A 23,898-nucleotide genomic window follows, 5' to 3' on the forward strand; every position below is an offset into this window, starting at 1 on the left:
TACTTATATAAGTAAATCGTTTTTACTTATTTACCGAAAATGTGGCAGCTGTCTCTAGGTGAGCCACTGCTTTTTACGTCATCCAACAAATAACGGCTAAAACTTTAGCCGCAAGATAATAGTTTTTCCATAGCCATAACGTCCACAAATTCTCCGTCCAGCAAACCCTGATTTCGAAATATACCTACTTCACGAAAACCCATTTTCATATACAGACTCTGTCCCAGTCTATTAAATGGAAAAGTAAACAAAACAAGCTTATGGAACTGGTTCTCTCTTGCTTTCAATTCCAGTGCAGTGAGCAGCTTCTCGCCTGCCCCTTTCCCTCTGAACTCTCTTGCGATATAGACTGACAGATCTGCCACTCCATCATATGAACATCGGCTGCTATACGGATTCAGAGATGCCCAGCCGATTACTATACCCCCTTTTTCGGCAGCAAGCACACTATATCTCCCCTGATGCTGTTTAAACCAGTTTGACATATAGGAAAGGTCTTTTGCTTCTGTTTCCAATGTAGCAATTCGATCCTGTATTCCCTGATTATATATCTCCAAAATAGTCTCTAAATCTGTCTTTCTGGCTTCACGAATAAAAGTATCACTCAACATTCCAGTTTCCCCCTAATTGGTTGGTTTCAAAAATATTACTGGTGTCTTGTTAAAGCTTACCAAATCACAGCTAAGAAAAGCAGGATTATTGAACCGGCCCAATCGCTAATAAATGAGGTATATCATAATAAACATCGAAGCATAGCGCAGTGAATCCGCCTGGCAGGACGGCATTGTTCAGTCCAGTCATCAATGAAACAGCAAATCTTTTGTTTGATTCAGCAACTCCTGATAAGCCAATAAAAATTGTGCATATGTTTCCTGTCCCATTTCACTTTCCCCCCATCGAAACAGCTTTTTCTATAGCTTTCTCGACAGAACAATCAAAAGCATTCATGATTAATTTCATATATGCTATAAAATACTCATTTTTAAGCGCTCCAGCATTATTAATGGTCATTGTCATCACCTTCAAATCGTTATGAGGGGAAGGATTACCCTCCCTTTAATCAATTGCAGCAGGAAGATGCAGGAGCATCACAGGAACTTTTCAGATGAACGCTGCAAACACCCGTTTCCGGCAAATCCAGCTCCACTTTTCCAGCGGCAGCGAAATCACCGCTTAGATGAGATACCACTGACCTAACCTGCTCATAGCCTGTCGCCATCAAAAAGGTTGGAGCACGGCCATAGCTTTTGGAACCCACAATATAAAAATTCTTCTCAGGATGTCTTAACTCCTTTTCTCCATGAGGGCGAACCGTACCACAGCTATGAATATTGGGATCAATTAATGGTGCTAATGCTTCTGCACTTTCAGTTGAAGAATCAATGGAAGTACGAAGTTCACTTATAATAGAAAAATCCGGACGGCTTCCTGTATTAACAATCATTTCATCGATTCCATCCAGTCTGCTCTGTTTGCCATTTTGACTCCCGATTAATCTAATTCCCTTTTCTGACCTTTTGATCAGCTGGATGCGAAATGGAGTAATGACCTCCACTTGCCAGTTATCAACCAATTGATGGATTCTGCTTCCGAGGCGGCCTCGTGCTTTAAGTGTATCTTTTTCTTCTCCACCGTAAGCATCCTCAACCTGATTTCTTCTCATGATCCATAAAATCTCTGTTTCTGGATAGGACTCTTTCAATGCGGCTAAATCCAGCAAGGCATTAATTGCTGAATGGCCGCCGCCGACAACTGCAATACGTTTATTTCGATAGCGCTGCTGCTCACTCCCTAAAACATCGGGTATTCCATAATAAATCCTTTCTTTCAGTTCCTTCTCGCCAGCCAGCCAAATACCGCTTGAGGAAGCTGGGTTTGGATTTCCCCAGGTGCCTGAAGCATCAATGATTGCTCTTGATTCAAATGTTTGATACTCTCCATTCTGCTCAGCATGGATGATAAAAGGAATATTCCCCCTATTTCCAGTTTTCATTTTATCGGTGTCTTTTCTGCCAACTGATAAAACTTTCGTATTAAGATGAATGAATGGCTTTATTTCAGGTAACCTGGACAGCGGCTTTAGATATTGTTCAACAAGTTCCTCCCCGGTAGGCAATGCTTCCGAATCCGGCTGTACCCAGCCATTTGCACTTAATAACCTGGCAGCAGCTTTATCAATATTGTATCGCCATGGTGAGAATAACCGAATATGTCCCCAGCTTTTTATATTGGCTCCAGCATGCTTTCCTGACTCGAGCAAAATAAATGATTGTCCCATGCTTGCCAGGTGTGCAGCAGCTGCCAGCCCAACAGGACCGGCGCCAATTATAGCAACAGGCAGCTCTCTTCCTTCACCCTCTCTAAATGATGTCTTTTCTGACTCGTTTTTCTCAGGTGTGCAGCAGCCTTTGACAACACTAAAATTAGTCATGTGTGTGCTCCTCTTTTCTCCTGTATTGGATTCGAATTTACTTGCAAATTACAAGTATTTAACCCAGGGGAATTTACCCCTGAATAGGCTTGCAGCATGCACTGGATTTTTCCATAGCATTATTTAACAAATGAATCGAGCGGATGACTGTTTCTTTTTCAAACTCATTCATGTGTGAAAAGACCTCTTGTAAAAATGAATTCATCTGCTGATCTATTGAACCTGCAATAAATCTGCCTTCAGCAGTCAGCGAAAGAATACTGACTCTTTTATCAGCAGGGTCCGGCATCTTCTTAACTAAGTTCATCTTCACTAAAGATTGAACCTGCCTGCTGAAAGTAGTAATATCGGTCCCTAGCGTATCAGCAATCTGCTGCATGGATGGATTATGCTGATTATCAATCTCATAAAGAATATGGCTCTGAATGAGGGAAATATCGCAACCGCCGACGCTGCAGCAATTCTTATTTAGTAAGCCAAAACGGCGCGTCATTACTTGAAACAAGCCGCGAAGATTTTCCATAATTTTCACCTCTTGGTTTAATTATAGATATATTATTTGTAATTTACAACTATATTTTTGATTAACTTATGATTTCCTTTGGACTGAGGTGAAACGTTTTCGTTCCTGGCATATTAGAAATTAAATAAAGAACAAAAAATATATACATAGCTCTTAGCCTATGTACTTTTTTATAAAAAACTATTATACTATTTTGAATATTATCTTTCGTTATCCGAAAGTTTCATCCTTAAGGGAGTGTTCGCATTGAGAAGCCCAGCAAAAATGAATTCAAAAAACCTATTACTAATGGCCGGCATTATCTTTGTCGCGTTTACTTTACGTCCTGCAATCACCTCAGTTGGTCCTTTGATTGGAGCTATCAGGGATGAGACGGGAATCTCTAACGGCGCAGCAGGACTCCTGACCACCCTGCCGCTTGTTGCCTTTGCCCTGCTCTCTCCTTTTGTTCCGAGGATTGCCCAAAAGCTTGGCAGTGAATGGAGCATTCTATTAGGTTTGACTATTTTGGGAGCCGGCATTGCGGCCCGTTCGCTGGGAATGCTGCCTCCACTGTACATAGGAACTATTTTAATAGGTTTAGGCGTAGGTCTTTGCAATGTACTTCTTCCTGGAATGGTCAAGGAAAAATTCCCGCAGAAGGTCGGCCTGCTGACAGGGATCTATACATTCTCAATGGGAATTTGGGCGGGACTCGCACCCGGGTTCAGCGTCCCTCTTGCTGAAGACCTTGGGTTAGGCTGGAAGCTTTCACTTGGGGCATGGGCAATCCTGATTTTTATTGCGATCATTGTGTGGCTTCCACAGATCAGGGGGCGGGAGAAAAAAACGGAAACACCAGCCGTCACAGCACCTAAGACGTCTATCTGGTCCTCCCCCATCGCATGGCAGGTTACACTGTTTATGGGATTGCAATCAATGGTCTACTTCAGCACCACTACCTGGCTTCCGGAAATCCTTCACAGCCAGGGACGGGATATTGCAGAAGCCGGCTGGATGGTAACCGTTCTCCAGTTTTCCGGACTTCCTGTCAACTTTATTATTCCTGTTCTTGCAGACCGGCTCCCTAACCAAAAAGCGATTGCCTTTTGGATCGGAGCTTTCACTTTTGCCGGCATAACAGGGCTTCTAATGAATTTTAGTGTAATATTAACAAACCTTAGTATCGTCCTAATCGGAATCGGGCTTGGCGCTGCCATCAGCCATTCATTAACTCTGATCGGCCTTCGTGCAGAAAATGCGAAACAGGCTGCCAGTCTTTCCGGCATGGCACAATCCGTCGGCTACCTGCTGGCTGCAGCAGGACCGATTCTCATCGGCTCACTGTATGACCTGTTAGGGACTTGGACCGTTCCGCTGGCCTTGCTTTTGGCTAATACTGCCATCTTTACGGTTTCCGGCATTGGGGCAGGCAGGGATCAATTTGTTCTGCAGGATAAGCGCCATAAACAAAAAAAGACGGCTTCAACCATTGCGTAAGACTTGTTCTTACTATCCTGACCGAGAGTGGGGTGGGTGCTGATTTTTATACTTTCTGTATCTGAAGGTGACCGGGTTCTGACTTAAAACCCGGTTTTTCTGCTTTTTGTGTCTGAAGTTGGACAGGTTCTGACTCAGGTTCACATTTTTCTGCTTTCTTTGTCTTAAGTTGAATCAGGTTCTGACTCAAATCCAGATTTTCCTTCTTTCTGTTTTCTAAGTTGGACAGGGTTCTGACTCAATACCAAGTTTCCCTGCCTTCTGTGTCCGAATTTCTACCAGATTCTGACTCAAAATCAGCTTTTCCTATCTTCTGTGTCCCAAGTTCTACCAGGTTCTGACTCAATACCAATTAACCCTGCCTTCTCTGTCCAAATTTGATCAGAAGCAGTAATCCTATCAATTAAGAAGCAATTACTTTACAGTCAAAAAAGAACTTGAGCAATACAATATCGACTCATTAAAAAATCCAATAAGTCTTATTAATCAATCGGTGAAGCGATTCTCCTTTCCTATGATACGGTTAAGGTATCAAATGAACGAAAGGGGAACTTTCTGTGGAAGCGCAAAAAATTCAAGAATATATAATTGAAGAACCTAAAAAAAAACACAAGGCTATCGGGTTTGCGAAAGGAGTATTGCTGACCCTCCTGCTTGCGTTTCTGGCTGGCCAAATTGCCACTCTTCCCTTTTTCTCCATCCTCGGAATCATGCTCCTCTCCATTCTGCTAGGAGGAATTTGGGGGAATACCCTATCAATACCTGTGGACGCTCATGCAGGCATTCAGTTCTCAAGCAAGGTATTGCTTCGTGCAGGGATTATTTTACTGGGCTTTAGGCTGAATTTGCAGGAAATTATATCAGCAGGCTTTTCCATCATGATCATCGATGTAGTGGTCATTGTCTTTACCATGAGTTTCATTTTGCTTCTGGGGAAAGCATTTAAAATCAATAAAAAATTATCTGCTTTACTTGCTGCGGGCACTGCCATTTGCGGAGCGGCAGCCATCATTGCGATTGCCCCAATTGTTAAAAGCAAGGAAGAACAAACCGCAGTAGCCGTATCATGTATAGCTGTTCTAGGGACCATTGGAGCGATTTTATATATTATCTTATTTCCTTTGCTTCCTATAAGCGAGCAGGAATACGGTATATTAGCAGGTGCAACACTGCATGAGCTTGCCCATGTAGTAGCGGCGGGTGTTCCAGGCGGAGATGTCAGCAGTGATTCTGCCATTCTGGTCAAACTGGGAAGAGTCCTGTTACTGATACCAGTTGCCTTTATCATAAGCCTTTTATACAGCAGAAAAAACAGGAGCCAAAGCCGGAAAATAGGAAAGCTGCCAATCCCATGGTTTATTTTTGGATTCCTCCTAACCAGCATGATCAATACGATTTTCTCTATACCTGGAAGCATTATCAGCATCCTTTTATTATTCAGCACTTATCTCCTCGCAATGGGTATGGCAGGGCTTGGTCTTAATATTAAATGGAATGATTTTGTGAAGGTTGGCTTTAAGCCAGTTGCTCTTGCTATTGCCGGCTTCCTCGGTCTTCTTGCCTTAACACCGCTTCTGCTCTTACTTTATAAAATTTTTTAAATGACTTCTAATCGATTACAATAGAAAGATAGACGTTACCTGTTTGAAGGAGGATACCCATGAACCTCGACTATCTGAAAGTATTTTATGTCACAGCAAATAATAAAAGTTTTTCCCAGACTGCCAAGGACCTCCACCTCTCACAATCCAGTGTAAGCCTTCAAATCAAACAACTCGAAGAACAGTGGGATTGCCAGCTTTTTGAACGGACAACCAAAAAAATCTCGCTGACACCCGCAGGGGAAATCCTCTATCATAAAGTCAAAAAGCTGATCGCCTTAATGAATGAAACGGAAAATGAGTTGGAAGAACTAAAGGGAAGTGTACATGGAGATTTAAAGGTAGGTGCCAGCTTAACCATCGGGGAGCATGTCCTCCCCTTTTTATTAGCTGATTTCTCGAGTCTCTATCCAAAAGTCAAGCTTCATTTAAATGTATTTAACTCAAGGCATATTGTTGATAAGCTATTAAATCATGAGATCAATATAGGATTCATTGAATCCATGCTCTCCTATCCAGCCTTAAAACAAGTTCCATTTGCCAAAGATGAGCTGATTATCATCGCTTCTCCCGAAAATAAATTTATAAAGACAGACCAAATTTCCATCGAGGAGCTGCTGTCAGTTCCGATTATTATTCGTGAAAGAGGATCAGGAACACGGCAAGTAATGGAGGATTCCTTCAGGAGATCTCATGTAGATGCGTCCAAATTGAATGTCATAATGGAACTGAAACACACCGAAGCCATTAAAACTTGTGTGGAAGCTGGCTTAGGAATTTCCATCATCTCAAAATCGGCTGTAAAAAAAGAACTTCGCCTCGGAACTTTAAAACAAATCCAAGTTGATGGGATTTCAATGCAGCGGGACTTTTATATGATCTACCACGAGGAAGCCCTGAAACACACCAGCAGAAAGCTGATGGAATTTATTTTATCAAGACAGTAAAATAATTACTAGTCAAGCCACAAAACATGAGAATGAGTTTGGGTACTGAAAAAGTACCTAGTGGCTTTTTCCCCCTGTTAGATCCAGGCTTGTATTCGGACATAATATCAATTTTTTATCGTATTCTATGTCCGAATTCAGCTCATCTTCCTACTCAGATCGTGCTTCTCACCCATTCTGGGTCCGAACCACATCCCGAGTGCAGTTCGGCCACTCCCCTTTTCACTTTCCCTTAATATTCTCACTCATTCTCTTAACAAACATTGTCAAAAAATAAGCTGCAAATGCAATCGCGACATCAATCAGAAATAGATAGAATTGATTCATTCCCTTGTTAAAATGGACTATACCGGCCCATTCTTCTAAAGTAGCAAATCCAAAGGCAAATACAGCAGCACCTAAAATGGTGTAAAGCAAGAAGCTTTTCCTATGGTTGGTGCAGTACTGATAGATCAGCAGGAAACCCACTGGTAAAGCTGATGCTGTCATGTTCAAGGCATAGGGAAACATTGGAAATAAGAAATAGGTATGGACAAAATAACTATATCTCTCGAAAAAGCTGTCGGCGTATGTCCAAAGAATATGCACGGTATATCCAAAGAAGAAGATCTCAAAAATTCTGCTGCGGTCAACCGCAAGATAGACGAGAATCAGCGGGAGGACCATCAGTGCCAGAACTACCCAAAACTGCCATGTCGTAAGACCTGAAAACTCTCTCCAGTATGAAGTAATGAGCGAATTCATCTTTTCACTTTGTGAATATATTTGCTCCCAGTACTCGCTGTAACTCATAGAATAACCTCCCGGAACACATCCTTCTTAAAAGAATCATGCATAATTATAGTTTTCCACCCGTGCATCAGTCAGCATTTTTCTAAAAAGATCTCCTTTTTGATCCCCTAATACTTTTTGGCCATATTCAAGGAAGGACAAAAGCTCGTTTTCCGATAAATGACTCATATTCAGAGGAAATTGGTCCATCTTTTTTACCTCATCCATAATCAGGTTCAATAGTTCCCTTCCGCTTTTTGTAATAGTTACGCATTTATAGCGCAGCAATTCCTGATTGGCTGTGATATCAATAAGTCCCTTTTCCTTTAACGGTTTTAACAGCCTGGTTACAGTCGAAAGATGCCAGCACCCAAGCTCACTTATTTGGGTTGGGCTAAGCTTTTGATTATGAGTGCCAAGCAGGAACAAAATATGCTGCTGGGCAGGCGTCAGCTTAAACTTCTTTTCAAGCTCAGCCCATCTCTTTTCCATGCAGAAGTATAGGGCCCTTATGACAAGCAATGTCTGCTGTTTCAATAAAAGGTTCATCCGTTTCCCCCTCACTTGCAGATACAATTGTATTTACAAGTATTGTTTGAGAGATGGTTATTATTATGCAAAAAAATAGAGGTTCATTTTAGAGCCTCTATTTTAGTCCTATTCTATTTTTCACATCATCTCTAATAAGCTCGATCATTTCTTCGGACAATTTCGCCGGAAGCGACGAACCCTCCTTAAAAATCCAGGCGTTGATCACTTCAAGATCTGCTTTTTTAAATGTGATGCTATAAGTATTGCTTTCATGGAGAATTTCTGTCGTCACATATTCTTCCCCATCAAATTCATCATCCACAATCATGCCGGTAATTTCGTACGGATCCACAGGGTAATCTCCTTCACCTTTTTACTGGTTAGGATATACCCGCCCCTCAAAAATATACGAAATGTTTAAGGCCTCATTATAATGGTATCTATGGTTTTATAAGCAACAAAAAACGTAGCAAGGGAATATGCGGCTTCTGTGATGCCGAATAAGAAAACAGAGCTTCCAAAGAGAATGGTATTCATGATCAGAATGCACTGACCGATAGTTAAAGGAAGCCGCTCGCTGAATAAAATAGCCAAAACTTCCGTACCGTCCAGGCAGGCGCCATATCGGATAATGAGGCCAACTCCCATTCCCAGCAAAAGCCCGCCAAGGATAATAATAAGCAGCGGGTGGCTAGTTACTTCCTCATATGGAGCCAGTATGTATGTCTCCCCTGCCAGAACCGAGCTGGCAAACAGGCTTAACAGCAAAAATCTTCCCCCTAAAAAGAAAAACCCTGCCAGTAAAAACGGGAGATTCAGCACCAGTATTAAGGCACCCACATCAATGTGAAAAAGGTGTGAAAGGATGATGCTCAATCCGACAATGCCACCGTCAATGACATAATTTTTCACAAGGAATAATTGCAGCGAAACCGCCACTAGCGTGGCTCCAAGCAAAATAATCAGCCCATTTTTAAATGCGGTAAAATTACCGCTTCGACTCCGGCTTAAATAGTGTGGAATTCTACTTTTATACACGGGCCATCTCCTTTTGTTCAGACTAGCTTATGTAATGAAATATATTCCGGAAAATGAATATCATGCAGACGCAATTCTTTCTATTTTTAGTAGTTTTCCAGGAAAAAAAGATAGAATTCTTTCAAATCAAAGTGTAAAATAAATTCAGCCAGCTGAAAAGCTGACTCTGACATCCATTTGTATAGGAGGAAGAAACGCACAACAGATTACTTCAAGCAGCCTTTAAATATATTGAATTTTCAGAAAACTAAATAAAAGAGGTTGATGTACATGGCAATGGATGTATCTTTTAGTGAACAAACGATTTTTGATCATGCTGGAAATAAAATTATTACAGAAGATCGGGAAATTCATATAATCGCCAAATTCGCAGAACCATTAATCGTGGTACTTGGAAATGTTTTGAGTGATGAAGAATGTGACCAGCTGATTCAGCAGTCGAAAGATCGCATGCAGCGTTCAAAAGTTGCCAACTCCCTTGAAGTGGATGAACTGAGAACCAGCAGCAGCACCTTTTTCCAGGAAGGGGAAAATGAAATCGTCTCAAGAATCGAGAAAAGAGTCTCACAAATCATGAACATTCCAGTTGAGCATGGCGAAGGGCTCCAGATTCTGAATTATAAAATTGGCCAGGAATATAAAGCACACTTTGACTTCTTCTCTTCAGGCAGCAGAGCTGCAAGCAATCCGAGAATCAGCACGCTTGTTATGTACCTGAATGATGTGGCACAGGGCGGGGAAACTTATTTTCCAAAGCTTAACTTTTCTGTATCTCCACAAAAGGGCATGGCTGTTTACTTTGAATATTTTTATAATGACCAAAACTTAAATGATCTGACACTACATGGCGGAGCACCTGTTGCCGTTGGTGACAAATGGGCTGCCACGCAATGGATGAGAAGAAAGAAGCTATAGAAAAAACGCTTGGGAATTCTATCCCAAGCGTTTTTAAGTAATGCTTTTCTAAAACCACAGTCTCTTATGATAGTCATAATCAGAGGTATCGAAATTCTCTTCCCCTACTTTATCGGGGGCACACTCTTCACAAGGTTCTTCCTGCCGGCCATGTTCACATTGTTCCATTAAAAGTTCCACCTGAACGCATCCCCTTTCCTATCTGTTATTTCCATTATAAATGAAAGCGTTTACAGATGTCTTGTACAATTTGTTGGAAAATCTTTAAAAAGTGCCTACCCATTGGCACTTTTTAACGTCAAAAACAGACATTTCTGTCGTATTTTTACCATTTTTGCCACCTGTAATAGCCTCTGGGCAAATCGGTGACTTCACTCGCTGCCCTTATGCCTGATTGAATTGCACCTTCAATCCAGCCCGGAGCTGTGGAAGTATGTTCCCCGGCAAAATGCACTCTCCCCTCAGGAATAGGAATAACTGGATAAAGCTCTGTTTCCTGGTTTGGCTTGAACATGGAGAAGGCTCCGCCCGAAAAAGGGTACTGTGACCAGCTATGGGAGGCTCCTGTTAAAAAATGCTCGTAGACCTGATTGCCATGGATAACAGCCAAATTGTCAAGGGCATTACGGATCCGGTCACCTTCTTTAAGATTATCCCAGGATAAAGTATCATCTTCCCACGTATAACTCGCCATAATGATTCCGGAACCCGAAGAACCAATCAGATGACTTGGGTATGCTGCGAAGCGGATAGGAAGATCGGTCATCAGCTTCCCTCCATGCAGCCCTTCACGTTCCCAGAAACGCTGCTTGAACTGAAGTCCAATTTTAGTAGAAGAAACATAATGAAGCTCCCGAATGGCTTTCCATTTATCATGGGAAAATGAGTTCCGGGGAACGACTTCAACGAACGAAAGCAGAGAAAAAGGAATGGTGATAATGGCCAGATCACCTGTTATTACCAAAGGCCTTTGGCTCAAGGTATGTCTTGCATGAATGGTCACCTGTTCGGGATCCTGTACGATCTTTGTCATTTGATAGCCGAAAAAAAGATCTTCTTTTAACTGTGGTAAAAAAGCATTTGGAAGCTTATCATTGCCTCCCTCTATTTCGTAAAAATGAATGTCAGGGCTAAATAAAGGAAGCAGCTCCCGAAGAATGGCCGGAAAGCTCAGCTCTGGAAACCCTTCAAGACCGAGCAGAACTTTAATGCTTTCAAGTGCACCAGGCGATAGAGAGGGCCCCGCTGGATTGTATCTTAGAAAAAAACTCATGGGGTATCTGTCAAACTCTCTAACTACGATACTCCAATTTTGAATGGGGTTTTGATTAATAAAATCTGCAACTGGCTTAATTGCCATCGTCAGAAGCTCTTCCGCTGTCTTTCCTTTTTCATGCGGAGCAACTGGATAGCCCAGCATATCCGGATTCTGCTGATAGGCGGTACGATTGGTTTTTATTCCATTGGCAAAGATCAGGTCCTGGGGTGTTGTGTTTCTGAATTCATTTACCTTTAAACGGAATTTTTTAATATACTCAAGAACTAATTGATGAACATGGGGAATTCGCATGGCGCCAACATCCAGATACAAATCGTCCATGAATGGCTCTCGCATTGTAAAAATCCTGCCGCCAACCCTCTGTGTTGCTTCTAAAACCGTTACATCATGGCCGGCATCCTTCAATAGCGAAGCAGCCACCAGCCCAGACATACCGGCTCCGACAACTATAATTTTCTTCTGAACCTGTGAAATGCCGAGCCCGTTTCTGATGATAGAAAGCATTTCCTCCGCAGATAACTGCGGGTTCCGATAGTAGGCCATTCTGATTCTCCCTCCGGCGATCTGTCAAATAGCTGTTACTTCACTATACTGCCGGACAGCTTTACAATATGCTTCTTTTTTGAATTACCTGTTTTCACAGCCGCCAGGACCAGTTTAATTGGACAGGGGAACGGCAGCAAGTGTAGGCTGGAGAATAAAAGGCCTGAGTAAATCGATTTTCCTGCCACATAAATTATTAGCTTGTTTTTATGATTCTCTGCAAACGCGATGTATGCAAATTAAATCAAAAGGCCTCTCCCTATTTGTGGGAGAGGCCTTTTGATACTAAATGATCTTTATGAAGTTCTTTCCTTTGCTTTCTTTTCTTTTTCTTTCTCTGCTTCATAATTTGCTTACTTCTGTTTCTGGACAATAGTCCTCAATAAAAAGATCCATCTTAGATGTTCTTTTCTTATGCCTGGAACTTCTTATTATCAATTTTTACGACCGCTGCATCTGAGCCTGCAGCAGTCTTTTTTGTTTCATTTACAAGGTCAAGAATATTTCCGCAGCACTGCTGAGCTCCTTTTACCAAAAGCGGTGTACCTAGTGGCCCCAGGCCCAGGCCGTTTGCCAAGAATCCACCAATTGACATAATAACCGGAACGGCCGGTGAAGTATTTGAGAGAATGATCTTCTCGTGAATTGCTTTACGGTTACCTAATACCAGACAAAAATGTTGCAGGGTTTCAATTGTCAATTTTGAAGATCTTCTTCCGAGATTATATACCGGATTACCCTCTTCATCTTTACCATGAAAAATAAGAGTTCCTGCATCTTTTTTTGTCAGTTTATTAAAAAATGGCACCTGAATAATTTCCTCTTTTTCGAGTTTTCGATTTTGAATGATTCTCAGATGATATGCTGCTGCCAGCGATGTCGTATGAGTTCCCCCAAAATCATGGTAGATATAGATCAATTCTCACTTCCTCCTTCAACAGTCTTCCTGAATGCCAGTATTTGTGTTTTTAAGGAGGAATATAACCCTACTCCCGCATTTCCATAAAAAAAGCCCATAAAAATTCCTGCCCATAAATTATTTCTGTGTGCAAAGAAAACAGAAATGATTAATCCAATGACACTGGCCAGCCCAGGAATAAAAGGCTTTGGAAGTTTAAGGAGCACCTTGCCCAGCTGAGTCAGCAGAACAACTAAAGGAACTGCTATAACCGCATCCCAGAAGTTAGTATGAATGACTGGAAATGCCTCCATGTTTCCACCCCTGCAATCTACTTTCATGCTTCTTTCTATGTTGCTCCATTCAGACTTTTTTAGTATACAAATATTGCCCGCCCTCCTCAGGCAGCAAAAAAAGGGAATTAGCCCCCTATAGAGAATATGTAAAAAGATCACAATGAAAGAGGTGAGTATATGAAATCAATTGCTTCGCCGATTGCTGGCAATGTGAACAATGTTTTTATTCATGTCAAGGAACTGAAAAAATCGGCTGAATGGTATAGCTGCCTGCTTGGACTTCCTTTTAACAAGGAAGAGGTGGAATCGCCGGTATACAACATTCCGGTCACGTCAGAAACCGGACTTACACTGGACGATCACACCTTCGATCCATCCTTTAAATGGACTCCCTCCGGGCACGTTTTATTTAACTTCTTTGCACGGGATATTGATGAGGCGTACGCTTTTGTTAAAAATCAGGGAATTACTATTGTAAAAGAAATTGAGCGTATTGGAGATTTTGCCTACTTTAACTTTCAGGACCTTGATGGTAATATTTTGATGATCTGTAATTCTTAATGCTGGAATCTGTGGCTTTATAGGGCCATGGATTTTTTTATTTACAGTATTCCTTGGGAATTTAAGATTGGAGTTGAATTGATAGAAAATTCGACTGGGGAAAAGAGGCTGTCGCTGGCATTCTGGTTTTACATGGCTTTCCAGATATCGCAGATAATTCAGTGCGAGGAGTGGACTGGCAGATGGACAGGTTTTTGGTATTATGAATTTTGTTTATTTTCATTATCAAAAGAAAAAACAAAAGCGGAGAGTTTATACTCTCCGCATGCCTCAAGCTTTTACTTCCTCTATAATCGAAAGTCCTTTCGTCCCTTCAGCATCCTGCCACTGCCATTTTTCATGCAGCCTGATTCTGCCGTCCGGCAGTAATTCAGGGGTAGAGAGACATTTTCCGCCGCGAAGCTGATTTTTGTGATTTACATGGCTATATCTGAATTCTAAAGTTCCGTCTTCATGGACAAGTCCAATCAGCGTTCCCTGAACAATCTCTCCCCCGCTATAAGAAGCAGTTAAAATGTTACTTTCCTGTTTATAATGAAAAAAGGTCTTTGATGATACCTCACCATTCTCAGTATTTTGCACAGAAACAAAGGTACGGCCATTGTAATTCATGAAAATATCCTCCTGGTATGTAACGATCTATAAATCCCCTTTTAAAATGGAGTACATATACAAATCATCAAATTTTCCGTTTGTGTATTCATAATGCCTGAGCAGTCCCTCTCTCGTGAAGCCCTGCCTTTCGACCAGCTTCTGGGATGAGAGATTTTTAGGCTCAATCAGGGCTTCTATCCTTTCAAGCCCCAGCTGTTCAAAGCCGAATTTTAATACCCTCTCAAGAGCTTCATTCGCAATCCCTTTCCCCCAATGCTCCCTGCTTAGTTCATAACCTACTTCACTTCGGTAATGTTTTGGATTCCTATTGAGGAAACCACAGCTTCCAATGACCTTTCCCGAGTCCTTAAGAGTAATGCCCCAGCGCATTCCTGTGCCATTTGTATAGATGGATTTATACCATTCTATTTCGCCGAGCACCTCTTCGGGAGTTTCACAGGCTGAGATTCCCATATGCTTTACAACAAGCTGATCTGACAGGTATACATACATATCTTCTGCATCTTCTTCAGTTGCTTCTCTTAAAATTAATCTCTCTGTTTCAAGAACCGGAAATGCTTTTTCCAACGGACTGCCTCCTCTGCATGATCTCTCACTTCCACTATAACAAATTGCTTTAAAAAAATCCTATCATATGGAAATTACTTCAAAACTGCCTTTATCCATGTTACACTCAATAATTAGTAAAATATAAACATAGAGGAGAATTTCTGTGAAATATTATGGTTTATGGCTGTTGTCCGCTGCACTGATTCTTTCCGCCTGCAGCACTGATAAAGAGAAAACAGCCGCTGATGAAACTGTTAAAGAAGTGCAAAAAAGGGAAGAAAAGCAGGAAAAAACCCTAGCAAACACAGATGCTATTAATCTGGAGGTCACTGAAGAAAGCCTGCTAAGTTTGCCTCATGGAACACTGATGGATGATCTTACATACGAAAAGGATATTGAGGCCATTGAAGTTATACCGAAGACTGATCCTAAACTTTTACAGGAAATGACGCCTATACTGGAAGAGCTGACAAAAGAAGCCAAAGATACAGACTCTCTAAAAAAAGTACTAATTTCCCTGCTGGCGAGCCCCAATTATAAAAACATCATTGAAAAATCCAATGGCTACAAACCTGATTTTGAAGAGCCATACCTGCCGGATCCCACAAAATCAGAACCAAAGGAAGAAGATAAAAAGGCAGCAGAACAGGCCATTATTCTGCTGGATGCCAGTTCAAGCATGCTGCTGCAGGCAGACGGCAAAGTAAAAATGGATATTGCAAAAAGCGCCGTCAAGAGTTTCGCCCAGACGATCGGCCAAAGCAGTGATGTGTCCCTTGTGGTTTATGGACATAAAGGCACTGAAGCGGACGCTGATAAAGAAATTTCCTGTTCAGGTGTAGAGGAAGTCTATCCTATGGGCAAATATTCAAAGAAGGAATTTCACCAAGCAGTAGATTCATTTGAAAGTAAAGGCTGGACGCCCCTTGCCGGTGCCATTCAAAAAGCAGCAGAAATGAGCAGCGGTTATGACGGCTCAACCACAATCTACATTGTCAGTGACGGTGCTGAAACCTGTGATGGCAACCCAGTACAGGCAAGTAAAGACCTTGTGAAAAATAATAGCAGCAATACTGTAAATATCATTGGGTTTGATGTAGACGGCAAAGCTGAAGATCAATTAAGAGCAGTAGCCGAAGCAGGCAACGGGGAGTATTTTAAAGCAGACAGTCCAGACGATTTGAAAAACACCATTCAGTACGAGTGGCTGCCATCTGCCGGTGATCTGGCATGGGCTTTTACCATGGCACCAAGCCCATGGGAAATGATAGACGAATATAAAATAGGAGAAGAATATCCACGCCAATTATTTACAGTCGGCAGGCGCGAAGCACATCGGATTCATGATGCCGTCACCATAATGGGAGATAACGGCTGGATCACAGATGAGCAGCGATCCGAACTTCGTGACTGGAGCTATGCACGCAGCGACCAGATGAAGGATTTATATATGAAGCTTCATGAAAAAAATCGGAACGCTGCTGAAAAGGAAAGTGATGAAATCAAGCAGAGAGTGGACGAATGGGTTGAAAAAATGAAGGCTCTGAAAAAAGAACGCGGGGATATTTGGTAATAAAATATTTAAGAATGCTCCGGGCACAATGCACTGAGCATTCTTTTTTATTCTTTGGTGATAATCGTGAAATTTCTGTTCAGCTCGGCCTCATTAATCGAGATCCGATGCGATAAATCGTTTGTGCGCAGCACATATTCTTTAATGCCGATAAATTCAGATTCAGCAATCAAGTAAAAATGCGTTCCCTTTTTTAATCCTTTAAAATGATTCTTTAACTTATATTTTTTCATGATGCTCCTACATTGTATGTTTAAACTTCTCCGGCTTCTTCACATACCCTTCAATGATAAAACCGCAGTTTGAGTAAATAAGGTATTCAATATCAGAACCAAGACTCATCTTATTTACAGAAAATATGACCCCATAACCCGAATGCTTTCCTTTGCCCAACTCATTTAAACCGCATTTTGGACATTTTTCGGCTTTCAAATTCATTCTCCTTTCAGCTGTCCTTAGTAAGTACTACGCTCAGAAACAGCTAAAAGTTTCAGGATATGCGGCCATTTATTCAGCTGTAAGTGATTCCTTTGATTTGAGTACCTGAATATAAATACCTGTCAGTGTCTGAGTCAGCAAAAAGATAGGGAAAGAATGCATGAGCTTATACTCTTTTTGCAGGATAATAATATCTGCTGCCGTTAAAACCCATTGAATGAAAACACCCAAAAGTGCCCAGGCCAACACATAAATAATAAACGTTTTTTTGCTGATGTTCAGTTTTTCATAAAGGTAAAAAAAGAAATACCCAAATGGAGCGAATAATAAATAGTACAAAACATCTGTTACTTCATAATTGTTTAAATCATTTACCTTATAAAAATCGGTTCTGCCCCCGCCAATGGTGAAATCATAGAGTATGCCGATGGCCATTCCCCACAGCAGACTCAGCACTGTAATCTGCTTCGCCAGCCTGTCCGGCCTTCTGATAAGGAGAAAATAAACAAGGTAGGCAGCAACAATCATGAGCAAAAGAATAAGCTCATTGCCACCGAAGTCCTTCCAGATTTTCATGCTTCATTCACCCCTCTTGTTTTTAGCTGCCTAAAATACTTTAATAAGTAAAGCATTGCAAAATGGAGGAGGAATAAATAGATGATTTCATAGACAATTTTCCACTTTTTAAATTCCACAATTTCAAAATACCTCGCAATTATTACAGCAGAAGCGAGGAATGCAACGGAAACCGCTATTTTTATAAACTTTGAACCCAGCGAATCCGCTGTCCTTAATAAATTAAATGTGATTGCTATTGTAATTGGAAGCGTTATGCTTCTATGTACTAAAAAGGCAGAATTATTTAAGATCTGCTGGGAAATATGTGCCTCATTCAGCTCTTCATATACAATCCACGTATAATTAATATGAATGACCATCGCTGCCAGATAAACAAATGTATTTTCAACAAAAGTCAGTTTCTTATTCATAGAAGTAAAAATCATTATAACCAGCCAGGCCAAAAAAATTAAAAGTACGAACCCCATATAACATCAGCCCCAGATTTTTTTGTTAGTATTGGCGGACAAAGGGGTAATTATTCTTTTGTGGCTTCTTTCAGTGTAATTCTGGTTTGAAAAATGAGAGGGTGGGCAGTAAAGGGGTCATTTCATATTTCTGTGTCCGTTGTTGGGCCTGGGATCGCGCTCAGGCTCTGCACTTACCGCTTTTTGTGTCAGAAGTTACTCCACTTCGGACTCAGTTCCCGGGTTTCCGGCGCGCTTTGTCAGAAGTTGCTCCAGGTTCGGACTCAGTTCCCGGGTTTCCGGCGCGCTTTGTCAGAAGTTGCTCCAGGTTGGACTCAGATCCCGGGTTTCCGGCGCGCTTTGTCAGAAGTTGCTCCAGGTTCGGACTCAGTTCCCGGGTTTCCGGCGCGCTTTGTCAGAAGTTGCTCCAGGTTCGGACTCAGTTCCCGGGTTTCCGGCGTGTTGTGTCAGAAGTTACTCCAGGTTCGGACTCAGATCCCGGGTTTCCGGCGTGTTGTGTCAGAAGTTGCTCCAGGTTCGGACTCAGATCCCGGGTTTCCGGCGTGTTGTGTCTGAAGTTGCTCCAACTTTGGACTCAAATCCCGGGTTTCCGGCGCGCTTTGTCAGAAGTTGCTCCAACTTCGGACTCAAATCCCGGGTTTCCGGTGCGCTGTGTCCAAACTTGCTCCTGGTCGGACTCTATCACTCCGTTTTCAGCTTTCTGCGTCCGAAGTCGCTCCAATTACCGACTCAATTTCCAAACAGCTCATGCTTCTAGCTCAAACGCTGCACACTTTGCTGTCCAAAAAAACTCCAAGTTCCACTGCCAGCCCAGCGTGTCCCCCCTAAACAGTCTCCCGTTCAATCAGCTTCACCGGTATCTCCTCGTGAGAACGGCTTTCCCTATCGATCGCTTGAAGCATCAGCTTTTTTCCTATTTCCACAAGCGGGATTTGAAGTGTGGTGATATGCATGATTTTGGCGATCGGCTGGTTATCAAATCCCATTATGGCAAGATCTCCGGGTATTCGAATTCCTTTTTCCCTGGAGGATGTGACGATTCCGCTTGCAGCTAAATCACTTGTTACCAGCAGCGCACTTGGTGGATTATCCATGTTCAATAACCGCTGAACCACTTCTTCTCCATGCTCAAAATTCAGACACTCGTTAAAGATATATTCTTCATTATAAGACGCCCCAATCCGGGTTAAAAAATCTGCATAGGCTTTTGCACGCTGTCTGCTGTTGGCGCCTGATCTTCTTCCAATGCAGTACCCGATTTTGTGATGCCCTTTATGATGTAAATACTCTAAAGCATTAGTGAACGTCAAATAGTGGTCGATATAGGTTGAGGACACCTTCTGATTCCTTGCATCTTCACAAAGGACGATAGGGCCATACTCGGTGAACTGGTTGATAACCTCCCAGCCGCAGATTCTTGAACAGATGATTAAGGAATCAATTTGCTTATGCTGCAGCATTTTTAACGCTTCGATTTCTCTGTCTTCCTCGTAATTCGTTTGAAAAAGAACCAGTTTATAGTTGTTTTTCATGGCTTCATTGGCAATCCCTTCTACCAGCAGACCAAAATAAGGGTGATTGGTAAAAGGAACAACCACACCAATAAGAAGGGTCTCCCCTTTGCTCAAATGGACTGCATTGATATTTCGCTGATAATTGAAGTCCTCCATCGCCTGCAAGACCGCTTCCCTCTTATCCTCCTTCACATAAGGATGATTATTGAGCACCCTCGAAACCGTTGTAACTGAAACTCCTGCCTTTTTAGCGATATCTTTAATATTTGCCATAAACCCACCTGTTTTTTTCACTTTTTTTCTTGCTATGAAATGCGTTTCATAAATTAAGCTTTTCTTAACAACTAAAAGGAGGTTTCCTTCATGTTCATTCTATCTGGAATATTCTATCTGGTTTTACTATGCAGTTCTATTCTTGCCCTGTCAGCCATTCCTATTTCCCTTTATCCGAAAAAGAAGGCAAACAAGAACACTTATGTAAAAGATTACTACAGCTCTTTATTTAATGTCTACGGGGATGAGGCATAGGTTTTCTTTTTCCTCTGCCTTTCAAATTCGCCCTCCCATTTTATGAAAATTCCCTGTATAGTAGCATATATCCTAACCCGAAAGGAAGGCTTGGCGTGTTTATAAAAATGACAAAAGAGCAGCATCAAAGGATGATTGAGGATATCCAGATTTTCTTTTCTGAGGAAAGAGATGAAGATCTATCTGAGTTCGCTGCAGAAAGAGTACTGGATTTTGTTAAGGAATCATTGGCACCGCATTTCTACAATGCAGCCGTCGCTGATGTAAAGCATGTTGTGGAACAGCAATATGCTTCGATGGAGGATGAGATCCTGACGCTTGAACGTCCTGTAAAGTAATTTCTGCCAAAGAATCACCTATAAAGGGTGGTTCTTTTTCATTCAGCAATAATCATGTAAATAAACTTTAATACTATGTCATTCCCCTGTCATTTTTCTGAAAGTGATCAGTGATATGATTATTTTGACTGCTGTATAGATTTTATAGAGAGCGAGCAAGAAAAATGAACATTACTGATGCTGTTGCACAAATACAAAAATCCGGAATAAAGGCGAATGGCAAAGACGTTGAGCGGTGGATAGAAGAAGGAAAAATAATAGCGGAACGAAGCGCGCGCAGGCAAATCAGCTACTCCATAAAGATGAAGGATCTCGCTGATTTTATCATCCAGGAAAAAGAAAAGCTGCATCGGCAAAAGCTTGAAGGAGTCCTGCTGCAGGTTAAAGACCTGAAAGGGCAAATTGAAATCCTGAATACCCGTGTCCAAATAGAGGAATCCAAAGTGAAGTCATTGAAGAAAATGGTTCAGGCACAAAAAATGATTGCCGATGATAAAATTCAGCCTGCCAAGCTGCTCGGCCTTAAGCCTGATGAGGATCTGCAAATCATCCGAAAAGAGTTCAAAAAACTATTGAAAGCCCTCCATCCTGACCGCGGTGGAGATGAAAGACTTTTCAAGGTGTTTAATGAACATTATAAAAACATATTTTAAAGGTTGTATTATACATTATATTCTAGATAAACCAGCTTTGAATATTTAAGAAATTGCCCAGCCATCAACTGGGCTATTTGTTTTTATTAGCGGGGGGCAAACAGGATTACAGATGCCCCAATAAGACAAATGCCTGCACCAAGCCAGTCATAAAAGTCAGGTATTTTTTTGTCTATGCCCCAACCCCATAAAATGGACAGAATGATAAAAACACCTCCATATGCAGCATACACCCTTCCAAATGAAGGGAAGGCCTGGAATGCTGCAATAACACCATATAATGCAAGGATGAATCCCCCTGCGAATCCCCATGAAAAGGGCTTTCCTTCTCGTATCCACTGCCAAATTAAATAGCCGCCGCCAATTTCAGCAACACCGGCCAATATAAATAACCCAATAGCCTGAAACATATGTACACTCCCAAAAACATTTGCTTCTAGTTTACATGAAGTTACTCAAAAAGGTAAACCTCATCCCCTGCTGCAATCTCACCTGTTTTCAGAACGGAGGCATACACACCGAAGTAATTATTCCTTTCACGGATCACTTTTTTATGCAGACTTGGATCCCTATCCCCGGTTTCAGGGTCTACTGTAATAATCATGCACCGTTCGCAATGGCGCTTCACTTTTAACTCCACATGGCCAATCTTCATGTTCTTCCCAAACCACTGATCCTCCAGGAAAGGTTCATCTTTTACCAGGGAGAGCACCAGATTCGGGCGAAACCGCTGAAAGTCCAGCTTCTCTTTTCCCCATAGCTCTTTCATTTTCTTTAGAGAAGCGTCTGTCACTATTAATATATTCTCTTCTTCAATTGCTCCTTCTGGAACATGTATAGGGCTATATTGCACTGGGGTAATTTCTGCAGAAGAATGTTCTTCTATTTCTTTAATCAATCGTTCATCATCCCAGGGGACCTGTTTTCCGTCAGGAGCTGTAATCCTTACATGGGGATATTTATCCCGGTTTTCCTCCCCTATAAACTCTGCCTTATACCGCACCATCCCGGGAAACTGTGTAATCGTCAGGTATTTTCCTGGCCTGGACTCATCCAGATAGGCATGACTGCGGTCCCCATACAGACCATAGCTCATTACATTCGTTTTATTCACGCTTTCTCCATGAAAGCTTTTCACCGGATAGCGGACAATCTCCCTAATATGTCCAATCAGCATTTCTATCAACTCCCCCATTCAATAAAAAATTCCATGACAGCAAATTCGTCTATCATGGAAAATCCTATTACTGCGGCCGCTTTGTCTGCCGCTTTGCTTTTTCATCCCTGTCTAACTTAATAATTTTTTCCCGGACTTCAGGAGGTATAGAAGCAGAGGTCCGTTTTGCATCAGGTTTCATTTCCTGCACCTCCCCCATTATTTAACGACTTTGTAGCGCTTATGGCTGATCACCGTTTTGATGGGTTCATCCTTTTTCGGATTGATCCCTAGCTCTACAATAACTGAGTTATCCCGTACCACGACTACTCTGCCTTTTTTTCCTTTTTCAGAACCGCTTATGATGCTAATTGTATCGCCAACATCTGCTTTCTTTCCAATGCTTACCTTATCTGTTTCTTCAGCCATCTCGATTCTCCTTTAAAAATAATATATTTTTAACTATGTCGCTAGTATTGCCGTTTTGGCCAACCGCAAAACCCGTTTTATTTTCCTGTTATCTTTTTAATATGAAGATCCTTCAGAATATTTAAGCCTGCCCGGATGATCATCATAATGCTGCCTGCGAGGAAAAAACTTATTGAAACCGTCTGGCTGACATCTGTTAAAAATAATATACTTCCGGTTAAATATAAAACACCGAGGAGCAGATCATTGATAAACGAAACAACCTGATATCGCTTTTCAATGACCATTTTGTAGCCGCCTATCTCAATATGCACATCCTCCTGCTGTTCCCTCACAATATTTTTGATCTTCATGAATCACACCCCCTGTTTTGCCTTTTCCACATAAGGTGCCAAACATTCATGATTTTGGGAAAATTTCAAGAAAAATAATCCAGGACCAATGATGCCAGCAGACCAATTGCTGCAATAAATCCTGTTACCGGACCGCTGTCTTCAAAGGCTTCAGGCATCATAGTGGACGCAACCATTGCAATAATGGCGCCCCCTGCAAAACCTGCAATTCCTGACAGCACCATCTCTGATGCTCCAGCCAAAAATATGTATCCAGCCATTGATGCCATTCCTGAAATGACAAAAACCGAACTCCAAAGGAGAATGATTTTCTGTGTAGAATAACCGCTTTTTTTCATTCCTGAAGTACTTGAAAGGCCCTCTGGAAAGTTGCTGATAAAAATGGCGGTAACCAAAAGAAAGCTGACCGAATCTGCTTCAAGCAGGCTTGTTCCAATCATGATCGATTCTGGGATGGCATCCATCATAGTTCCCGCGAAAAGAACAATTCCGCTGCTGGCTGCTGCTTTATGGCCTGATCTTTTTCTGTGCTGGGCTCCTTTCTTGGAAATCAGGATATCAAAGAGTGTAAAGGTGACAGCACCAGCCAAAAATCCAATGCCGGTCGGCAGCAGCCCTCCTTTATGGACAGACTCCCCAAGAAGTTCATATGATGCTGCGCCAATCAGAACTCCAGTACCGAATGCCATTATGTAACCGATCAATTTTTTTCTAATAGGTAGAAGCATCGCTGCCAGTGCGCCTAACAGGACGGCTGAACCTGAAACTGCACCCCAAAATGCAGCATTCCACACCAGGCCCACCCCCTTCACTTTGTTTTGTTTAATTATTTCCTTTTAGTCCACGCTAAAACCGATTAGATAAAAAAAGCAGAACCTCGAGGGTTCTGCTTT

The 23,898-nt window shown here is 41.8% G+C and carries 33 protein-coding genes; 9 read left to right on the forward strand and 24 right to left on the reverse strand.

Going from position 1 to position 23,898, the window contains the following annotated elements; translation table 11 throughout:
* Positions 1-104 precede the first annotated feature (104 nt).
* From AC6CHU_RS08900 to AC6CHU_RS08915, 4 genes are all read right to left on the reverse strand, one after another.
* Positions 105-611 carry an arsinothricin resistance N-acetyltransferase ArsN1 family A gene (locus tag AC6CHU_RS08900; RefSeq protein ID WP_201306483.1) on the reverse strand — a complete coding sequence of 169 codons (507 nt, stop codon included), beginning with the start codon at positions 609-611 and terminating at the stop codon, positions 105-107.
* 271 nt (positions 612-882) lie between these two features.
* Positions 883-1,017 carry a hypothetical protein gene (locus AC6CHU_RS08905; RefSeq protein ID WP_498121295.1) on the reverse strand — a complete coding sequence of 45 codons (135 nt, stop codon included), beginning with the start codon at positions 1,015-1,017 and terminating at the stop codon, positions 883-885.
* A 43-nt stretch (positions 1,018-1,060) separates the two neighbouring features.
* Positions 1,061-2,431, reverse strand: coding sequence for an NAD(P)-binding domain-containing protein (locus AC6CHU_RS08910; protein ID WP_498121297.1), 1,371 nt, complete (start codon positions 2,429-2,431; stop codon positions 1,061-1,063).
* Between the two features lie 73 nt (positions 2,432-2,504).
* Positions 2,505-2,954, reverse strand: coding sequence for a MarR family winged helix-turn-helix transcriptional regulator (locus AC6CHU_RS08915; RefSeq protein WP_159862970.1), 450 nt, complete (start codon positions 2,952-2,954; stop codon positions 2,505-2,507).
* 264 nt (positions 2,955-3,218) lie between these two features.
* Here AC6CHU_RS08915 and AC6CHU_RS08920 point away from each other — a divergent pair, with 264 nt between their 5' ends.
* The 3 genes from AC6CHU_RS08920 to AC6CHU_RS08930 all read left to right on the forward strand — a co-directional run bounded on the left by AC6CHU_RS08920 (position 3,219) and on the right by AC6CHU_RS08930 (position 6,981).
* Positions 3,219-4,433, forward strand: a complete 1,215-nt coding sequence (locus AC6CHU_RS08920; protein ID WP_251284185.1) for a CynX/NimT family MFS transporter — start codon at positions 3,219-3,221, stop codon at positions 4,431-4,433.
* 557 nt (positions 4,434-4,990) lie between these two features.
* Complete coding sequence (locus AC6CHU_RS08925) at positions 4,991-6,034, forward strand: YeiH family protein (protein ID WP_251284184.1); 1,044 nt, start codon at positions 4,991-4,993, stop codon at positions 6,032-6,034.
* 59 nt (positions 6,035-6,093) lie between these two features.
* Positions 6,094-6,981 carry a selenium metabolism-associated LysR family transcriptional regulator gene (locus AC6CHU_RS08930; protein ID WP_251284183.1) on the forward strand — a complete coding sequence of 296 codons (888 nt, stop codon included), beginning with the start codon at positions 6,094-6,096 and terminating at the stop codon, positions 6,979-6,981.
* 222 nt (positions 6,982-7,203) lie between these two features.
* Here AC6CHU_RS08930 and AC6CHU_RS08935 read toward each other — a convergent pair whose 3' ends face one another.
* From AC6CHU_RS08935 to AC6CHU_RS08950, 4 genes are all read right to left on the reverse strand, one after another.
* The gene (locus tag AC6CHU_RS08935; protein WP_159862967.1) at positions 7,204-7,773 is read right to left on the reverse strand and encodes a hypothetical protein; all 570 of its coding nucleotides are present in this window, start codon (positions 7,771-7,773) and stop codon (positions 7,204-7,206) included.
* A gap of 36 nt (positions 7,774-7,809) precedes the next feature.
* Entirely contained in the window at positions 7,810-8,301 is a 492-nt protein-coding gene (locus AC6CHU_RS08940; RefSeq protein ID WP_159862966.1) for a MarR family transcriptional regulator, read from the reverse strand.
* A 97-nt stretch (positions 8,302-8,398) separates the two neighbouring features.
* A complete protein-coding gene (locus tag AC6CHU_RS08945) occupies positions 8,399-8,635 on the reverse strand; it encodes a hypothetical protein (RefSeq protein ID WP_498121300.1) in 237 nt (78 codons plus the stop codon).
* 65 nt (positions 8,636-8,700) lie between these two features.
* Positions 8,701-9,321 (reverse strand): YitT family protein, encoded by a 621-nt coding sequence (locus AC6CHU_RS08950; protein WP_159862964.1) that lies wholly within the window; start codon positions 9,319-9,321, stop codon positions 8,701-8,703.
* Positions 9,322-9,585: 264 nt separating this feature from the next.
* Between AC6CHU_RS08950 and AC6CHU_RS08955 the strand changes: the two genes are divergently transcribed.
* Positions 9,586-10,236 carry a 2OG-Fe(II) oxygenase gene (locus tag AC6CHU_RS08955; RefSeq protein ID WP_159862963.1) on the forward strand — a complete coding sequence of 217 codons (651 nt, stop codon included), beginning with the start codon at positions 9,586-9,588 and terminating at the stop codon, positions 10,234-10,236.
* Between the two features lie 48 nt (positions 10,237-10,284).
* Here AC6CHU_RS08955 and AC6CHU_RS08960 read toward each other — a convergent pair whose 3' ends face one another.
* From AC6CHU_RS08960 to AC6CHU_RS08975, 4 genes are all read right to left on the reverse strand, one after another.
* Positions 10,285-10,416, reverse strand: a complete 132-nt coding sequence (locus tag AC6CHU_RS08960; RefSeq protein ID WP_498121302.1) for a hypothetical protein — start codon at positions 10,414-10,416, stop codon at positions 10,285-10,287.
* Between the two features lie 145 nt (positions 10,417-10,561).
* The gene (locus tag AC6CHU_RS08965; protein WP_159862962.1) at positions 10,562-12,058 is read right to left on the reverse strand and encodes a flavin monoamine oxidase family protein; all 1,497 of its coding nucleotides are present in this window, start codon (positions 12,056-12,058) and stop codon (positions 10,562-10,564) included.
* A gap of 412 nt (positions 12,059-12,470) precedes the next feature.
* The gene (locus AC6CHU_RS08970) at positions 12,471-12,977 is read right to left on the reverse strand and encodes a DUF3189 family protein (RefSeq protein WP_159862961.1); all 507 of its coding nucleotides are present in this window, start codon (positions 12,975-12,977) and stop codon (positions 12,471-12,473) included.
* Complete coding sequence (locus tag AC6CHU_RS08975) at positions 12,974-13,270, reverse strand: hypothetical protein (protein WP_159862960.1); 297 nt, start codon at positions 13,268-13,270, stop codon at positions 12,974-12,976. Before AC6CHU_RS08975 ends, AC6CHU_RS08970 begins: the two co-directional genes overlap by 4 nt.
* Before the next feature lie 159 nt (positions 13,271-13,429).
* On the opposite strand from AC6CHU_RS08975, the gene AC6CHU_RS08980 reads away from it, so the two are divergent.
* The gene (locus tag AC6CHU_RS08980) at positions 13,430-13,813 is read left to right on the forward strand and encodes a VOC family protein (RefSeq protein WP_159862959.1); all 384 of its coding nucleotides are present in this window, start codon (positions 13,430-13,432) and stop codon (positions 13,811-13,813) included.
* A 270-nt stretch (positions 13,814-14,083) separates the two neighbouring features.
* On the opposite strand, the gene AC6CHU_RS08985 is transcribed toward AC6CHU_RS08980, so the two are convergent.
* Positions 14,084-14,425 carry an avidin-fold protein gene (locus AC6CHU_RS08985; RefSeq protein WP_159862958.1) on the reverse strand — a complete coding sequence of 114 codons (342 nt, stop codon included), beginning with the start codon at positions 14,423-14,425 and terminating at the stop codon, positions 14,084-14,086.
* 27 nt (positions 14,426-14,452) lie between these two features.
* A complete protein-coding gene (locus AC6CHU_RS08990; RefSeq protein ID WP_159862957.1) occupies positions 14,453-14,995 on the reverse strand; it encodes a GNAT family N-acetyltransferase in 543 nt (180 codons plus the stop codon).
* A gap of 145 nt (positions 14,996-15,140) precedes the next feature.
* Between AC6CHU_RS08990 and AC6CHU_RS08995 the strand changes: the two genes are divergently transcribed.
* Positions 15,141-16,550: a vWA domain-containing protein gene (locus AC6CHU_RS08995; protein ID WP_498121305.1), complete on the forward strand. Its 1,410-nt coding sequence runs from the start codon at positions 15,141-15,143 to the stop codon at positions 16,548-16,550.
* Positions 16,551-16,597: 47 nt separating this feature from the next.
* Here the strand turns inward: AC6CHU_RS08995 and AC6CHU_RS09000 are convergent, their stop codons facing one another.
* The 5 genes from AC6CHU_RS09000 to AC6CHU_RS09020 all read right to left on the reverse strand — a co-directional run bounded on the left by AC6CHU_RS09000 (position 16,598) and on the right by AC6CHU_RS09020 (position 19,821).
* Positions 16,598-16,783, reverse strand: coding sequence for a hypothetical protein (locus AC6CHU_RS09000; protein ID WP_159862955.1), 186 nt, complete (start codon positions 16,781-16,783; stop codon positions 16,598-16,600).
* A gap of 7 nt (positions 16,784-16,790) precedes the next feature.
* Positions 16,791-16,988 carry a transcription initiation factor TFIIIB gene (locus AC6CHU_RS09005; RefSeq protein ID WP_498121307.1) on the reverse strand — a complete coding sequence of 66 codons (198 nt, stop codon included), beginning with the start codon at positions 16,986-16,988 and terminating at the stop codon, positions 16,791-16,793.
* A gap of 69 nt (positions 16,989-17,057) precedes the next feature.
* Positions 17,058-17,564 carry a hypothetical protein gene (locus AC6CHU_RS09010; RefSeq protein WP_498121309.1) on the reverse strand — a complete coding sequence of 169 codons (507 nt, stop codon included), beginning with the start codon at positions 17,562-17,564 and terminating at the stop codon, positions 17,058-17,060.
* On the reverse strand, positions 17,561-17,977 hold the full coding sequence (locus tag AC6CHU_RS09015) for a hypothetical protein (RefSeq protein ID WP_498121311.1): 417 nt from the start codon (positions 17,975-17,977) through the stop codon (positions 17,561-17,563). Before AC6CHU_RS09015 ends, AC6CHU_RS09010 begins: the two co-directional genes overlap by 4 nt.
* An 881-nt stretch (positions 17,978-18,858) precedes the next feature.
* Positions 18,859-19,821: a LacI family DNA-binding transcriptional regulator gene (locus tag AC6CHU_RS09020; protein WP_159862951.1), complete on the reverse strand. Its 963-nt coding sequence runs from the start codon at positions 19,819-19,821 to the stop codon at positions 18,859-18,861.
* A 90-nt stretch (positions 19,822-19,911) separates the two neighbouring features.
* Here AC6CHU_RS09020 and AC6CHU_RS09025 point away from each other — a divergent pair, with 90 nt between their 5' ends.
* The 3 genes from AC6CHU_RS09025 (at position 19,912) to AC6CHU_RS09035 (ending at position 21,067) form a co-directional block, all read left to right on the forward strand.
* Positions 19,912-20,076 (forward strand): hypothetical protein, encoded by a 165-nt coding sequence (locus tag AC6CHU_RS09025; RefSeq protein ID WP_159862950.1) that lies wholly within the window; start codon positions 19,912-19,914, stop codon positions 20,074-20,076.
* Between the two features lie 95 nt (positions 20,077-20,171).
* Positions 20,172-20,414 (forward strand): DUF2164 domain-containing protein, encoded by a 243-nt coding sequence (locus tag AC6CHU_RS09030; protein ID WP_159862949.1) that lies wholly within the window; start codon positions 20,172-20,174, stop codon positions 20,412-20,414.
* Positions 20,415-20,578: 164 nt separating this feature from the next.
* On the forward strand, positions 20,579-21,067 hold the full coding sequence (locus AC6CHU_RS09035; protein WP_251284181.1) for a J domain-containing protein: 489 nt from the start codon (positions 20,579-20,581) through the stop codon (positions 21,065-21,067).
* A gap of 86 nt (positions 21,068-21,153) precedes the next feature.
* On the opposite strand, the gene AC6CHU_RS09040 is transcribed toward AC6CHU_RS09035, so the two are convergent.
* The 5 genes from AC6CHU_RS09040 to AC6CHU_RS09060 all read right to left on the reverse strand — a co-directional run bounded on the left by AC6CHU_RS09040 (position 21,154) and on the right by AC6CHU_RS09060 (position 23,799).
* Positions 21,154-21,477 carry a YnfA family protein gene (locus tag AC6CHU_RS09040; RefSeq protein WP_159862947.1) on the reverse strand — a complete coding sequence of 108 codons (324 nt, stop codon included), beginning with the start codon at positions 21,475-21,477 and terminating at the stop codon, positions 21,154-21,156.
* 41 nt (positions 21,478-21,518) lie between these two features.
* The gene (locus tag AC6CHU_RS09045; RefSeq protein WP_159862946.1) at positions 21,519-22,244 is read right to left on the reverse strand and encodes an MOSC domain-containing protein; all 726 of its coding nucleotides are present in this window, start codon (positions 22,242-22,244) and stop codon (positions 21,519-21,521) included.
* Between the two features lie 198 nt (positions 22,245-22,442).
* Positions 22,443-22,652 carry a DUF2187 family protein gene (locus AC6CHU_RS09050; protein ID WP_251284180.1) on the reverse strand — a complete coding sequence of 70 codons (210 nt, stop codon included), beginning with the start codon at positions 22,650-22,652 and terminating at the stop codon, positions 22,443-22,445.
* 77 nt (positions 22,653-22,729) lie between these two features.
* Positions 22,730-23,005 (reverse strand): YrhK family protein, encoded by a 276-nt coding sequence (locus tag AC6CHU_RS09055; RefSeq protein WP_159862944.1) that lies wholly within the window; start codon positions 23,003-23,005, stop codon positions 22,730-22,732.
* Positions 23,006-23,070: 65 nt separating this feature from the next.
* A complete protein-coding gene (locus AC6CHU_RS09060; RefSeq protein WP_159862943.1) occupies positions 23,071-23,799 on the reverse strand; it encodes a ZIP family metal transporter in 729 nt (242 codons plus the stop codon).
* Positions 23,800-23,898 lie beyond the last annotated feature (99 nt).

This window comes from Cytobacillus sp. GQ23, from assembly GCF_059758675.1.

What these genes read in the sequence shown, in the direction of transcription:
- AC6CHU_RS08900 (WP_201306483.1), bottom strand. Translation starts at nt 611, where the DNA reads ATGTTGAGTGATACTTTTATTCGTGAAGCCAGAAAGACAGATTTAGAG.
- AC6CHU_RS08905 (WP_498121295.1), bottom strand. Translation starts at nt 1,017, where the DNA reads ATGACAATGACCATTAATAATGCTGGAGCGCTTAAAAATGAGTATTTT.
- AC6CHU_RS08910 (WP_498121297.1), bottom strand. Translation starts at nt 2,431, where the DNA reads ATGACTAATTTTAGTGTTGTCAAAGGCTGCTGCACACCTGAGAAAAAC.
- AC6CHU_RS08915 (WP_159862970.1), bottom strand. Translation starts at nt 2,954, where the DNA reads ATGGAAAATCTTCGCGGCTTGTTTCAAGTAATGACGCGCCGTTTTGGC.
- AC6CHU_RS08920 (WP_251284185.1), top strand. Translation starts at nt 3,219, where the DNA reads ATGAATTCAAAAAACCTATTACTAATGGCCGGCATTATCTTTGTCGCG.
- AC6CHU_RS08930 (WP_251284183.1), top strand. Translation starts at nt 6,094, where the DNA reads ATGAACCTCGACTATCTGAAAGTATTTTATGTCACAGCAAATAATAAA.
- AC6CHU_RS08935 (WP_159862967.1), bottom strand. Translation starts at nt 7,773, where the DNA reads ATGAGTTACAGCGAGTACTGGGAGCAAATATATTCACAAAGTGAAAAG.
- AC6CHU_RS08940 (WP_159862966.1), bottom strand. Translation starts at nt 8,301, where the DNA reads ATGAACCTTTTATTGAAACAGCAGACATTGCTTGTCATAAGGGCCCTA.
- AC6CHU_RS08955 (WP_159862963.1), top strand. Translation starts at nt 9,586, where the DNA reads ATGTACATGGCAATGGATGTATCTTTTAGTGAACAAACGATTTTTGAT.
- AC6CHU_RS08965 (WP_159862962.1), bottom strand. Translation starts at nt 12,058, where the DNA reads ATGGCCTACTATCGGAACCCGCAGTTATCTGCGGAGGAAATGCTTTCT.
- AC6CHU_RS08975 (WP_159862960.1), bottom strand. Translation starts at nt 13,270, where the DNA reads ATGGAGGCATTTCCAGTCATTCATACTAACTTCTGGGATGCGGTTATA.
- AC6CHU_RS08980 (WP_159862959.1), top strand. Translation starts at nt 13,430, where the DNA reads ATGAAATCAATTGCTTCGCCGATTGCTGGCAATGTGAACAATGTTTTT.
- AC6CHU_RS08985 (WP_159862958.1), bottom strand. Translation starts at nt 14,425, where the DNA reads ATGAATTACAATGGCCGTACCTTTGTTTCTGTGCAAAATACTGAGAAT.
- AC6CHU_RS09000 (WP_159862955.1), bottom strand. Translation starts at nt 16,783, where the DNA reads ATGAAAAAATATAAGTTAAAGAATCATTTTAAAGGATTAAAAAAGGGA.
- AC6CHU_RS09005 (WP_498121307.1), bottom strand. Translation starts at nt 16,988, where the DNA reads ATGAATTTGAAAGCCGAAAAATGTCCAAAATGCGGTTTAAATGAGTTG.
- AC6CHU_RS09010 (WP_498121309.1), bottom strand. Translation starts at nt 17,564, where the DNA reads ATGAAAATCTGGAAGGACTTCGGTGGCAATGAGCTTATTCTTTTGCTC.
- AC6CHU_RS09015 (WP_498121311.1), bottom strand. Translation starts at nt 17,977, where the DNA reads ATGAATAAGAAACTGACTTTTGTTGAAAATACATTTGTTTATCTGGCA.
- AC6CHU_RS09020 (WP_159862951.1), bottom strand. Translation starts at nt 19,821, where the DNA reads ATGGCAAATATTAAAGATATCGCTAAAAAGGCAGGAGTTTCAGTTACA.
- AC6CHU_RS09025 (WP_159862950.1), top strand. Translation starts at nt 19,912, where the DNA reads ATGTTCATTCTATCTGGAATATTCTATCTGGTTTTACTATGCAGTTCT.
- AC6CHU_RS09035 (WP_251284181.1), top strand. Translation starts at nt 20,579, where the DNA reads ATGAACATTACTGATGCTGTTGCACAAATACAAAAATCCGGAATAAAG.
- AC6CHU_RS09040 (WP_159862947.1), bottom strand. Translation starts at nt 21,477, where the DNA reads ATGTTTCAGGCTATTGGGTTATTTATATTGGCCGGTGTTGCTGAAATT.
- AC6CHU_RS09045 (WP_159862946.1), bottom strand. Translation starts at nt 22,244, where the DNA reads ATGCTGATTGGACATATTAGGGAGATTGTCCGCTATCCGGTGAAAAGC.
- AC6CHU_RS09050 (WP_251284180.1), bottom strand. Translation starts at nt 22,652, where the DNA reads ATGGCTGAAGAAACAGATAAGGTAAGCATTGGAAAGAAAGCAGATGTT.
- AC6CHU_RS09055 (WP_159862944.1), bottom strand. Translation starts at nt 23,005, where the DNA reads ATGAAGATCAAAAATATTGTGAGGGAACAGCAGGAGGATGTGCATATT.